Source organism: Cohnella sp. WQ 127256, assembly GCF_024519285.1.
In the GTDB taxonomy this organism is placed as follows: Bacteria; Bacillota; Bacilli; order Paenibacillales; family Paenibacillaceae; genus Cohnella.
The window spans coordinates 361,911-375,255 of sequence record NZ_JAMZCY010000004.1 but is presented as its reverse complement, the minus strand read 5'-3'; the positions used below and the strand labels follow the sequence as shown (position 1 = coordinate 375,255).

Here is a 13,345-nt window from a genome sequence, read left to right as displayed (position 1 = left end):
TGATTAGCCAATGTTAAATCTAGATTGCAAACAAGGCTGTCGGTGTGTATCGTTTATCTATGTAAGGGGTCTTATTGCGGAGGTAAACATGGATATAGGCTATTATGAGTCAGTAACACTTTTACTGGTTTCAATTGTATTGTTGATCGTGCTGTCTATCGTGTTCGTCAGCTGGAGGAATGGAATATCCCCGATGCCAACCTCACTCAAGGTAAGGCAGGTTGTTGGGGAAGAGGTTAAACGGCTTTATGGATGGAATTCAGGGTTAATCGTCGAGGCAGGATCGGGTTGGGGCACGCTCGGCATACATGTGGCAAAGCAATGTAGAAACTGCAAAGTTGTGGGTATCGAGAATTCACCCATTCCCTTGTGGGTATCTCAGTTATTAGCGTGGCTTACCTTTGGGGTTCATCCGAAGCAGAGCTCAGCCTCGTCAACCTATTCTTCCGTTACTTTTCGTAAGGGCAACATCTATACTTACCCTTATGCTAACGCGGATCTCGTTATCTGCTATCTGTATCCAGGTGCAATGAAACGGTTAAGCCCGATTTTTCATGAACAATTAGCACCGGGAGCCCAGATAATAAGTGTATGCTTCGCGTTACCGGATTGGGAACCGGAAAAAGTGATTACGTGCAAGGATTTCTATCGGACACAAGTCTATGTCTACACAGTAAAATAGCTAGTCACTGCCCCATTTACGAAAGGGAGTGGCTAGCTATTGGTTTATTGTGCGATGGCGATTTACTTGATAACCGATGCCTGGTATTGACCAGACGCGATAAGTTCGTCGACAGTTGCGAATTCAAAGCCCTTCTTCCTTAAATCTTTAATAATAGAAGGTAAAAGTTCAACGGTATGTTCGATAGCGTGTTTGCGTCCACCGAAAGAATGCATAAGAATAATTCCGCCTTGATGGGTGTTGCTCATCACATTTGTGTACATTTCTTTGACAGAGGTTCCCGCCCAATCTTTAGTATCCACTGTCCAGAAGACATGCTTCATATTGTCGTTATGAATGGTTTTCAATACACTAGCCGAAGTCGCGCCATAAGGAGCTCTCATCAACTGTGAGGTAACACCCGTTGCATCAAGAATTGCTTGTTGAGCCCTAGCAATTTCTTTGATTCTAGCTTTGTCAGATAGCTTAGTTAAATTACTATGAGACCATGTATGATTGCCGATAGAATGACCCTCATCTACGATGCGTTTAGCGATGTCCGGGTACTTCTCAACCTGTGGACCTACCACGAAGAAGGTTGCCTTGACGTTGTATTCTTTAAGGATATCAAGAATTTGAGAGGTATACTTGCCATCGGGACCGTCATCGAACGTGAGGGAGACAAGCTTGCCTTCAGTTTGCTGCTTGGGATCCGTCGGATTGGGAGAAGGTGTCGTCACTTCAGGTTTTGTTGGTTTAGGTGTTACAGTTGGTTTAGGTGTTTCTGATGGTTTAGGTACTACTGTCGGTATAGGTGGTGCTGTTGCTGTTTCAGAAGGATCAGCTGTGTCCGTCGGAGTAGCGGCATCGGCGATACCAGGTGCCCCCAATCCACTACTATTCCATTCTTCCAGCATAGAGCATCCGCTTAACCATACAGCGAGCATAATAATACCAAGCGCACCCCATAAAGGTCGCTTTCTATTCGATTGATTTCCCCGCATTACTCGTTCCTCCACATTTCCACTTTCCAGCCAGAAACGATAGGCGCTTGGGGATGATTCGCGCAGGAGGGATCCCCATCCCCACCGACACGAACCGACTTCGCTTGCTGTTCTTTTTGGTTATCTAATTAGACGTAACAAAGCGGGAAAAGTTAGAGGCAATTCGTGGATTCTTAAACTTTTTTGTTAGATTTAAACGTCCAATATTATGCAGGCTGTCCAGCCATCCTTCAATATTGTCATTTCTAGAAAAAGAATCGAAAAAATCGTTTCTTTCGAGCTCGTCCTGGCGTATTCCCAAGGGATGAAGGCTGCAGCGCCTCTCGCTGAGAAACAGGCTTGATGTTCTTCTTTTGCATCGTTTCCACGGTGGCTGCTAACTGGGCTACGACTTGGCGCAGCTCCTCGAGCTCTGTGCGATGCTGACGAACTTGCGCAGATACAACTTCATCCGCTTTCTGATGTAAGGAGCGTTCAACTTCATAGATACGGGATATCATATTAGGTTCATCCATGGACATAAGTTCTATCTCTGAAGCATCTACGGAAGTGCTATTCGGGTTAATAGGCAGCTCGATTTGGTCTAGGGGATTACCAAGCTCGATCTGGTCCTTAATATATTGAAGCAGGTTAAACTCATATTCAGAGAAGATGTAGTGACCTAAGTGATCCTTCTGGAAGGAAGAGGGGTAATGGGAAGCCCAACGTTTGACAGTGGTTTGGCTAATGCCAAGCTGCACTGATGCATCCTTTGTTTTCATCGTATTCATAGTCACGCACACTCCATTCAATAAAGCTTTATTTACTTAATTCGCGGTCCATGTTCAGCTCCCTGCGAGGGTGACAAAGGTAGTGCGGATTCGCCAAACAAAGTGAAAATACGCGATAGTAGATCACATGATTGACCGCTTGCGATATGGAATATCTATGTCGTCGTCCTTGTGCGAAATCGAGAAGGGCTTATCCCGTAATAGGCGGAGAATTGTTTGGAAAAATAATGGATGGAGTCGTAACCGAGCTGATCTGCGATAGAGGTAATCGACTGCCTGCTCTCTTGTAGCAGTACGTTCGCCTTTTTCATTTTCATCTGGAGCAAATATTGTTTCGGGGTCATTCCGGTTTCCTTCTTAAACAGCTTATAGAAATGCGATTTCTCTAGGTTACACTTGTCGCACCATTGCTCAAAGCTCAGTTGTTGCTCCGGATGACGCTCCATCTCCTCTGTGATCTTCAAGATACGGTAATCGCTAGGGTTCATACCTGTGAAGCTGTTATACCACCGCAATAGGAAAGCTTGCATCAAGCTGCTCGTAATTTGTGTGGCATAATGTGCAGATTCGAATGATTTGGATATTTGCATGAATAGCTCTATGAGATAGGGAAATGTACGGAGTGAACATTTGGTAGGCAGCGTGTCCAACTCCTGGCAATTCTCGATTCGGGTCATGAGTGACGGCTCAAGGGGCTCAGGGTGAAAGGAGAAGCGCGGGTTCAATACGGCGGGTACTTCCCAGAAATCGCAATAAGCATTGTAAGATTCCGACACGAAACCAGGCTTCAGATGAAACGAATGAACTTGTCCAGGACGGATGAATACGAGTGACCCTCTCTCGACAATGTGAGCCACATCATCAACGATGACATGTCCTCTACCTTCGGTAAAGAGATGGAAAGCATAGGTGTAACCGATTCGTGTGCCTTCCGCGGCTTCCCCAACGTATGTCCAAGGCATCGCCAATCGGACAAATGGCATGACTTCTACTAGCTGTTTCATCGGAATGCTCCCAAGTTCTGCTTGATCATTTAGCGGAAATTTGTACAAATTAGTGGAATGTCGTTGAAATACGTCTTGATATCTCGATGATACAATAAATCCAGTTAGAAATTAAACGTCTGGGGGTTATCCAGATGGGTACTCAGCAGTATTTTGGAGGAAGTCTTACCAAATATCAACTGGAGCATTACGAAGCTAATGGTTATCTTGTACTAAACGATCTATTGTCCGAAGAAGACATGGACTTGCCGAAGCAGGCCATGATGGAGAAGGTATCTAGGATTGCCGAGGAGTTATATACGGATGGATTGATATCTGATAAATTGGAGAACCTACCGTTCAAATATCGTCTGACAGAGCTGTTTAAGGGAATGACGGATAAGGAGTTTCTCAAGTACGGGCGAAGCTGGCGTGATCGGATCCCGGGCTATTATCATCTGATGAGCAATCCGAAGATTCTGGATGCGATCGAGTCGCTCATAGGCGGAGAGATTTTCAGCAATCCGGTCTATAACGTTCGCCCTAAGGTGCCGGGAGTTGCCGCGGGAGCTGTTCCCTGGCATCAGGACAAATCATACTGGCCGGATGCTAATTCGAACCCAGTCATCACTGTGTGGATTTCCTTCGTTGATGCTACACTTGAGAATGGTTGTCTTCATCTGAAGCCGGGCACACATAGGAAGAAGCTATTGAAGTGGCACGAAGAGTCGCGAACGGGAACGGGATATACAGCTTTAAGGGAAGATCAACTCGGCAAGGCGCCAACAGTCGCACTTCCGGTCAAGGCGGGGACAGCTATCCTATTCAACGATCGTTTGCTTCATATGTCGACGCCGAACCAATCAGATGGCATCCGTTGGAGTGTCGATCTCAGATATCAACCGACGGATCAGGACCCCATGGTGAATCACGGAGCCGGATTTCTAGCTCGTAGCTATGAATATCCGGAGAGAGTTGCTACATTGGAGGATTGGCTACACAATAAGGCTGAGCATTCCTCGGAATTAACCTCAAGTAAAGATTAACGTACGTCGCGGTTGTAAAATACGCAAAAAGAAGGTGACTGCTCACCTTCTTTTTGCGTATTCGACAACTTAGAAAGAGGAAGGCGGAGAAATGGCTGTGTCTATCCCAAAGAAGCTCACGGATTATTATTACTCCTTGTCTATTAACAAAAAAATCACGCTATCATTCACGCTAGCATTATCCATGCTGATCATCCTGCTGGCAGTAATCGCGTTTCGCATCTCTTCGGGGATCTTGATCGATAAAGCGATTGAAAATACAGCGCAAAATCTGAAGCTAGTCTCAGAGAAGCTGGAAATCATCTTTGATAATGCGGAAAATTACTCTAAAATCGCGATCACTAACAAAACAATTCAAGAGGTCATGAGTGAGCCACAGACAACGAACCAGCTAGAAAACTACAACAAATACTTCGCTATGCAAGAATCGTTACGAAACATTGTGGATTCTAAAACCTTCGTCGATGCGCTGATCGTCTATGATCTCCATCAAACTATATATGATTCAGGAAGCCTGGGTAACATTAAAAATGTAAGCAGCTTCTACTTCGAAAAATTTGCAAGCTCCATGTATGGGGTCGAATGGAAGAATACCCATGACAGCAATTATTTGAAAGAGAATGACAGCCGTAACGTCATTTCCTTGTTCCAGAAATTCAACTCCGCCAAAACAGGTGTGCCTTTAGGCCTTCTCCAGCTATCCATAGACGAAAGGTATATCGCCAATCAATATTCCAATATCGATATGGGGGCAAGCGGCAATATCTTTATTGTGAATAAAAACGGAATCGTAGCCTCCGATACCCGCAAGGACAGGCTTTATACTTCGATCAGTAACACCGATTATTTTGCGTGGGCGATTAAAGATGAGGGCGGGAAAGTGTTTAAGATGGACGGTCAGAACTATTTGGTTGTTTCCCGAAGCTACCCACGATTCGATTGGGTGATCATCGGAATCGTTCCGATCTACGAGATTACGAAAGATAATCGGATCCTGACCGAGAAGTTCATTGGAATAGGCGCATTGTTCGTGTTGGCCGCGGTTATTCTCACCCTGCTGATCGCCAAATCGATCACGAGTCCGCTGAACGTCATAAAGGAAACGATACGCGATGTTCAAGAGGGCAATCTCGATGTCAAGCTGAACATCAAATCGAGGGATGAGATCGGCGCTTTAGCCAAGGAGTTCAACAAGATGGTCGGTAACACGAAGCTGTTAATGAATAACATTATCGAGGAACAGAAGCAGAAAAGGGAATATGAGCTAGCCGTCATGCAGTCGCAGATCAACCCGCACTTCTTATATAACACGCTTGAGAGTATATGCGGGCTTGCCGATTTGAAAAGAAACGCGGACGTCGTTAAAATCGTTAATCAGCTAGCTCAGTTCTATCGAGGGGTGCTCAGCAAGGGCAGCGCGATCATCACGATGGAGGATGAGATCGTGATCACGCAAACCTATTTGGAAATCCTGAAGATCCGTTATGGAGACCAAATGACCTATACGATGGATATCGATCCTGTCGTGTATCATTACAATACGATCAAGCTACTGCTTCAACCGATCGTGGAAAATTCCATCTACCACGGCTTGAAGAATAAGCGCGGTAAAGGACATATTGCTATTCAAGGCAGGATTAAAGAGGATCGTTTGATCATCTCCATCAGGGATAACGGGGTCGGCATCCCGAAGGAGAAACTGGATAGCATCTTCTGTGGGCGAGATGTTAATCAGGATAATAACAAAGACAAGGGCGGGTTCGGATTAAAGGTAACGAACGAGCGGATCAAGCTGTATTTCGGCACGGAATACGGGGTGGAAATACATAGCGTATTCGGGGAAGGCACGGTAGTCACGATTACGTTGCCGACGCTCGAGACGGGAGGCGACTTAGAATGATCAAAGTACTTATCATCGATGACGAATATTTGGTTAGAGAAAGATTGAAGCAGTGCGTGGAATGGGACATGCTCGGCTATGAAGTCGCGGGGGAAGCAGCCAACGGCGAGGATGCGTTAATGATGCTCGAGCATATTCCGGCGCAGTTAGCAATTGTAGATATCAACATGCCGATTATCGACGGACTGGCATTTGCCCAAGCGGCTCGGGTTAGCCATTCGAATTTGAAGATTGTCATTCTGACAGGCTACAGCAGCTTTGAATATGCGAAAACCGCTATTCAAGCGGGCGTATCCGATTACTTGTTGAAGCCAATTAATATGGACGAGCTGGTACAGGTGTTATATCGACTTCGAGAACGCATCGAGTCGGATGCTATGCAGAAGCATCTGAGCGCCCATATGCAGATGAGTATGATGGAAAGCGACAGCATCCTGAAGCGGAATTTTCTTCAGAGTTGTCTGGAGGGTGACACTACCGAGAGGGATCAAGACAAATTAAGAACGTACTGCCCGAGCCTGATAGGAGATTTACTGTTCGTCGTTGTCATCAGTATCGACAAAATCGGAGTGGAGAACAATCCTTTATGGAAAAGGTTCGCGGCGGCGAATATAAGCAACGAAATTTTCTCTGAGAATGGTTTCATGCATTTCGAATCGACTTACGACGAGGACGATAGGATCGTCTTGATAGTTGGAATGCCGGAAGGTCATTCCGTAGAGACAGGACTTAACCTATTATCGAAGGCTTGTTCGGATGCGGTTCAGGCCGTAAGGAAGTTCTTGAAGTTTACGGTGACAGCCGGAATTGGACCCGGCGTAGTAGGAATTGAGAAGATAGCGACATCGTACAAAGAAGCGATCAGGGCAATCCGACACAAAACGATCTACGGCGGCGATCGAGTTATCCGGTGGGATGGGCTTCCGAATAAGAAAATATCGGACGATCTCTCGTACATGAGAGAAAGCATGATCATCAAGCTGAGATTAGGGGAGGCCGCTGCGGTTCAAGAGCAATTGCATAAAGGCTTCGAATCGTTGACGGCCAATCGGCAACCCGTGGAAATGCTTTATTCGATCCTCTACGAGCTGATGGTGACCTTGAATATATTCGCCGCGGAGAACAAAGTCGATGCTAACGCGTCGATAAGCGAGCCGTTCAATCCGATGCGACTTGCAGACGAACTGGAGACGATAGAAGAGATCGAGCGTTGGGTAAGGGACGAATATACTAAAGTGCTCGCCCGTGCCAGCAGTCTAAAGCAATCGACTCCCGCCAAGCTGGTGGGCAAAGCTAAGCAATATATAGATGACAATTACGCCAACGCGGATATGGATTTGGCGGAGATCGCCGGAAGCGTCTTCGTCAATCCTAGCTATCTTAGCCGTATTTTTAAGAATGAGTTAGGTTATTCCGTTATTGAGTATTTGACCCGGTGCAGAATGGTGAAAGCTAAGGAGTTAATCGAGCAAGGCTGTAAAAATCTTTATTTTATCGCGGAATCGGTCGGGTACAAGGACACGCATTATTTTAGCAAATGCTTCAAGAAGCATTACAGCGTTTCTCCGTCTAAATTTATCACGCCCGATTAACGGATGTTAAAAATATTCCCCCTGCCGTAAAGATATTGCATTTCCAGAGAGGATAACCCTCCTTATAATAACGTTATGTCCGGCCGACACAAACGTCATCATCGAATGTATACGCATACAACTAAGGGGAGGCAATACATCCATGAACAAGAAAATGCTTTCGTTCGCGCTCGTTTCTATTCTAGCCATGTCGACGGTTCTAGCTGCATGCGGAAATTCGAACAACAATTCAAGCTCATCGGCGCCTGCAGCAAGCGGAGGCAGCAAAGACGAGAAAGTCACAATAAGAATTATGACCCGTTCGGCGGGCACGAGTCCAACCGTAACGGCGTATCAAAACTTACTGAAGAAGTTCATGGTGGATAATCCGAACATTACTGTAGTCGACGAATCGTTGAACGACGAAGCCGCCTTCAATAATAAGTTCAAAACGGGCTTGGCTACCGGAAACCTGCCGGAAATTTGGATGAACTACGGCGGAGAGACGTTCAAAGAATACGCGAAAAATGTCGCATTGGACCTGCAACCGTACTTGGATGCGGATAAAAAATGGGCAGGAGACTTCTTGCCGCTGCTTGGCACATGGCAATACAAAGACGTACCGGGAACTTTCGGCGTTCCTACTGAATTTTATAGCGTAGCGATTTACTACAACAAAGAACTGTTCGAGAAAGCGGGCGCGGAAGTGCCTAAATCGGTAGAAGATTTCCCGGCGCTTGTCGAGAAGTTCAAAGCCGTAGGCGCAGTACCGATGGCCATGGGAGAGAAAGAAAACTTCCGCGGAGGCCATCTGATCACGAACCTATCACTTAAGAAATACGGATTCCAAAAAACGCTGGATTTGAACAGCGGTGCAGCGAAGTGGAATGATGCAGATACGGTTTCCTTGCTTCAAACGATGAAGGAATGGCAGGATGCTGGCGTATTCGGTAAAAACATCGTAACGATGGACGGCAATACGGCAACGACGATGTTCCTTGAGGGTAAAAGCGCGATGATCTTCGAAGGCGTATGGGCGCTGTCCCAGATGGCTGCTTCTCCGATCAAGGACAAGATTGGTGTAATTGCATTCCCGGGCTACAAAGAAAAACCGGAATTGAAGGACAATTGGTTCGGTGGAGCGGGCGGGTACTCGGTATCCAAAGCAGCTACAGGAGCCAAGCAAGAAGCGACGATCAAATTGCTTAAATATTTGACTTCGGTCGAAGCTTTCCAAACGTACTTGAAAGAAACTGGCGGTGGCGTGTACCCGGTTAAGATGGATGTGGATCCTGCTTCTGTAGATCCGATCACGGTTCAGTATATGGCTGCTCTTGACGCGGCTACGGACTTCAAAGGCGAAATTACGGAATACAGCCCGATCACGCAACTGTTGGACAAAACCCGCAATGAGATCCAAGGGATGTTCGCAGGCAATAGCCCGCAAAAAACAGGGGATGCGATCCAGAAGTTCGTTGACTCCAATACGAAGTAATCAAACGTTACAAACCCATCATACCGCCTGACTTTCGGGCGGTATGATCTATCTTTAAGGGGTGGATTCGGGTTCAAATGGAGGGATTCAAGTGGTGAAGAGAAGACCTTATATGATTGCAGCAGCTTTCCTGCTGCCGGCATTCCTGTTATACACGCTCGTGTACGTCGTTCCGATGTTCCAAACCGCCTACATGTCGTTCTTTAGCTGGAACGGGATCAAGAGTGTTCCCCTGGAATTTGTGGGTTGGGCCAATTACTCTGAAATGTTCGATAAACCGGAGTTTTACCGCTCCTTAAAAAATATTGGTGTATTCATCCTGTCTTCATTCGTTCTGATTTTACCGATTGCTTTTGCTTTCGCCCTTATTATAACGAGCAAATTGAAGGGCACGAGGTTTTTCAAAGTCGCTTTCTTCATGCCGTCCATCCTTCCGCTAACCGCTGTCGGGCTAATGTGGCAGTTCTTACTCAAGGGTGACGGAGGACTTGTGAATACCGTGATGTCGGTGTTAGGCATGAGCTCATGGACGAGGGATTGGCTCGGAGAGCCAGCCATCGCCATCTATGTTGTCGTGGTCGTAAATGCATGGATTTATTGCGGTTTGAACATGATTATTTTCGCTAGCGGACTGGTCGCCATTCCGGAGGATCTGTATGAGGCGGCGGCGTTGGACGGGGCGACTGGCTTCAAAAAATTACGGTATATTACCGTACCGTTAATGCAGGAAACGATCAAAATCTTCTCGATCCTGGCGGTTACGCAATCGCTAAGGGTGTTTGGGCAAATCTTCGTCATGACGAACGGCGGTCCGAACGGAGCAACGGATGTTCCGACCACTTTGCTGTATTACGAGTCGTTCAAATACAACAATTTCGGCGTAGGAAACAGTATAGGAACATTCATTATCGTTGCGGCATTGTTATCGACCGTTATCCTGAATCAGTTGATGGGTACCCGTAACGCAAGATAATCTAGATCGGCAGGTGAAGAAATATGACAGGCCTTAGAAAAATGGGCGTCTACAGCTTTTCGGCGATTTGTTCCATCATCTTAATCTATCCGCTCGTGTTTTCCCTACTGTCTTCCTTCAAAGACAATACGGGGATCTACAGCAGCAAAATATTTGCTTTGCCCGACGTGTGGCTGTGGAGCAACTTCAAAATGGCGTTTACGGATGCCCATATTCATTACGCCGTTCTAAACTCGTTTCTATATGCGATTGCCGGCACGGCCGTTACGCTCTTCTTAGGGACGATGGCATCGTATGTGTTATCGAGATTCAATTTGAAAATAAACGGTTTCGTATATATTTATTTCATCCTCGGGCTGATGATCCCGGTGTTTTCCTTGGTTATCCCGATCTCCCGAATGATTGGCAGTATCGGCGGCTTTAACAACTACTTCGTCATGATGGTTCTTTACGGCGTATTCGAGTTGCCGATGACGATCTTCTTGATTACCGGATACATGAAGGGCATTCATAAGGAAATTGACGAATCCGCGGTTATGGACGGTTGCGGTCCATTCCGATTCTTGTTTCAAATTCTAGCTCCACTGGCGATGCCCGCGATTTCCACGGCTGGCATACTGGCATTCTTCAGCATCTATAATGACCTTCTGTGGAACGTCATTCTGATTACGGAACGGGATATGTACAATATCTCCATGGCGTTGATGTCATTCGTCGGAGAACGAGGATCCGCTCAAATGGGACCTACGTTTGCAAGTATTTCGTTAACAATCATCCCTACCGTCATTGTGTATTTACTGTTCCAAGAGAAAGTCGAGGGCGGTCTGAGCTCAGGCGCCGTGAAAGCATAAGCATAAGTGTAAGAGTAACGGAGGGAGAGAACTTACATGCGTTTTAGACAAATCCATCTAGACTTCCATACATCCGAGATGATTCCGGATATCGGCAAGCAGTTCTCCAAGCAGCAATTTCAAGAGATGCTTCAAGTGGGACACGTGGATTCGATCACGATATTCGCCAAATGCCATCATGGCTGGGCGTATTTTCCTTCGAAAACGAACGAGATGCATCCCCATTTGGATTTCGATTTACTCGGAGCACAGATTGAAGCCGCGCATGAGATCGGCGTGAAAACGCCGGTATATGTGTCAGCCGGATTTGACGAGAAGCTGGCCCGTCGCCACCCCGATTGGTTGATGAGGGACGAGAACGACCAAACAAACTGGGTGAAGGGCTTCATGACGGCCGGATGGCATCAATTTTGCCTGAATTCCCCTTACCTGGACTTGCTCGTAAGCCAAGTGGAGGAAGTCGTTCGCAAATACGACGGCGACGGAATTTTCCTCGACATCGTAGGTGTTCGGACTTGTTATTGCCATAATTGCGTCGCAGATTTGAGAGCAGATGGCAAGGATCCTCGCAATAAAGCCGACATTATCGCATTGGGCGAGAAGGTTTATGCGAATTATACGAGTCGGATTAAGGAGGCTGTCCATGCGATTAAACCGGGAATGGGAATTTTCCATAATGCGGGACACATCTCTCAAGGACGTAGGGATCTGGCCGCGATGAATTCGCATCTTGAGCTGGAATCTCTGCCAACGGGCGGATGGGGCTATGACCACTTCCCGCTTTCTGCCCGATATGCCCAATTGCTCGGAATGGACTTCTTGGGGATGACTGGCAAGTTCCATACGTTCTGGGGAGAGTTCGGCGGATACAAGCATCCGAACGCTTTGCGTTACGAGACGGCACTAAGCCTTGCCAACGGCGCACGTTGCTCCATTGGAGACCAGCTTCCTCCGGGAGGGGCGATGGATCAGGGTACTTATGAGCTAATCGGAGCCGCCTATTCGGAAGTCGAGCGGAAAGAGGCTTGGATCACGGATACGGTCAATATCGCGGACGTTGCCTTGCTTACGTCTGAGGCGGCTGGGGTAGGGATCAGCAACGATAGCTCCATGTTTACGGGGCGCGCCGATGCGGGTGCCGTGCGGATGCTGCTGGAAGGTAAGTTCTTATTCGATGTAGTCGATCTGGATGTCGACTTCAATGCTTATAAGGTATTGATTCTGCCCGATCAAATCGTGGTGTCTGGCAAGCTTAAGGATAAGCTTGAAGATTTCTTCAAGCATGGGGGCAAAGTGCTCGCAACAGGGAAATCTGGATTAGACCCAGAGGGGAAAGAATTCGTGATCGACCTTGGCGTCAAGCACGTTATGGACAACCCGTATCAGCCGGATTACTTCCGTCCCGGATTCCCTCTTGCTAGCTTAGGCGGTGCAGCATTCATCATGTACGCGAAAGGCCAGAAAATCGAATTGAGCGGTGGAACGGAGCTAGGACGACGCGAGGATCCTTACTTCAACCGCGACGTGTTTACCTTCTGCTCGCATCAGCACACGCCTAACAGCACGAAGGACGGCGGTCCAGGGATGGTCGAGAGCGACAACGGAATCTATATCGCTTGGAATGTGTTTGAGGATTATGCGGTGAAAGGCAGCTTGGCGCATAAAGAGTCGGTCGTCTATGCGTTAAACAGGCTGCTGCCTAGTAAGACGCTTACGACGAGCTTGCCAGCGCAAGGGGTTGTCACTCTTCAAGAGCAAGCCTCCGAAGGGCGTATCGTCAATCATTTGCTCTATGCTTCTCCGGTCAAGCGAGGCGAGGACGTCGAGATTATCGAGGATATTTTGCCCGTATACGATGTTTCGGTATCGCTGCTTCTTGAAGGGCGGAAAGCGGAGCGAGTATACTTAGCACCGCAGATGACTCCGATCTCCTTCGAACAGAACGAAGGACGAATCGATTACGCCGTTCCGAAGCTGGAATGCCATCAGATGGTCGTCATCGATTTAATGAAATTGGAATAATGATAATATAGCGAAACGGCATTGCCCATGTGGCAGTGCCGTTTTCTTTAACACAGAGTCAACATCCCA

The 13,345-nt window shown here is 47.1% G+C and carries 11 protein-coding genes; 8 read left to right on the top strand and 3 right to left on the bottom strand.

Going from position 1 to position 13,345, the window contains the following annotated elements:
• Positions 1–88 precede the first annotated feature (88 nt).
• On the top strand, positions 89–682 hold the full coding sequence (locus M1K58_RS13285) for a class I SAM-dependent methyltransferase (protein ID WP_256759340.1): 594 nt from the start codon (positions 89–91) through the stop codon (positions 680–682).
• Between the two features lie 62 nt (positions 683–744).
• On the opposite strand, the gene M1K58_RS13280 is transcribed toward M1K58_RS13285, so the two are convergent.
• The 3 genes from M1K58_RS13280 to M1K58_RS13270 form a co-directional block, all read right to left on the bottom strand.
• A complete protein-coding gene (locus tag M1K58_RS13280; RefSeq protein ID WP_256759339.1) occupies positions 745–1,665 on the bottom strand; it encodes a polysaccharide deacetylase family protein in 921 nt (306 codons plus the stop codon).
• 245 nt (positions 1,666–1,910) lie between these two features.
• Positions 1,911–2,435, bottom strand: a complete 525-nt coding sequence (locus M1K58_RS13275; RefSeq protein ID WP_256759338.1) for a MerR family transcriptional regulator — start codon at positions 2,433–2,435, stop codon at positions 1,911–1,913.
• A 155-nt stretch (positions 2,436–2,590) separates the two neighbouring features.
• On the bottom strand, positions 2,591–3,439 hold the full coding sequence (locus M1K58_RS13270) for a helix-turn-helix transcriptional regulator (RefSeq protein ID WP_256759337.1): 849 nt from the start codon (positions 3,437–3,439) through the stop codon (positions 2,591–2,593).
• A 134-nt stretch (positions 3,440–3,573) separates the two neighbouring features.
• Here M1K58_RS13270 and M1K58_RS13265 point away from each other — a divergent pair, with 134 nt between their 5' ends.
• From M1K58_RS13265 to M1K58_RS13235, 7 genes are all read left to right on the top strand, one after another.
• Positions 3,574–4,464, top strand: a complete 891-nt coding sequence (locus M1K58_RS13265) for a phytanoyl-CoA dioxygenase family protein (RefSeq protein WP_256759336.1) — start codon at positions 3,574–3,576, stop codon at positions 4,462–4,464.
• 91 nt (positions 4,465–4,555) lie between these two features.
• Positions 4,556–6,364, top strand: a complete 1,809-nt coding sequence (locus M1K58_RS13260; protein ID WP_256759335.1) for a sensor histidine kinase — start codon at positions 4,556–4,558, stop codon at positions 6,362–6,364.
• Entirely contained in the window at positions 6,361–7,956 is a 1,596-nt protein-coding gene (locus M1K58_RS13255; protein ID WP_256759334.1) for a response regulator, read from the top strand. Before M1K58_RS13260 ends, M1K58_RS13255 begins: the two co-directional genes overlap by 4 nt.
• 142 nt (positions 7,957–8,098) lie before the next feature.
• On the top strand, positions 8,099–9,430 hold the full coding sequence (locus M1K58_RS13250; RefSeq protein ID WP_256759333.1) for an ABC transporter substrate-binding protein: 1,332 nt from the start codon (positions 8,099–8,101) through the stop codon (positions 9,428–9,430).
• 91 nt (positions 9,431–9,521) lie between these two features.
• Complete coding sequence (locus M1K58_RS13245) at positions 9,522–10,403, top strand: carbohydrate ABC transporter permease (RefSeq protein ID WP_256759332.1); 882 nt, start codon at positions 9,522–9,524, stop codon at positions 10,401–10,403.
• 23 nt (positions 10,404–10,426) lie between these two features.
• On the top strand, positions 10,427–11,254 hold the full coding sequence (locus M1K58_RS13240; protein ID WP_256759331.1) for a carbohydrate ABC transporter permease: 828 nt from the start codon (positions 10,427–10,429) through the stop codon (positions 11,252–11,254).
• A 36-nt stretch (positions 11,255–11,290) separates the two neighbouring features.
• Complete coding sequence (locus tag M1K58_RS13235) at positions 11,291–13,276, top strand: alpha-amylase family protein (protein ID WP_256759330.1); 1,986 nt, start codon at positions 11,291–11,293, stop codon at positions 13,274–13,276.
• Positions 13,277–13,345: the final 69 nt, after the last annotated feature.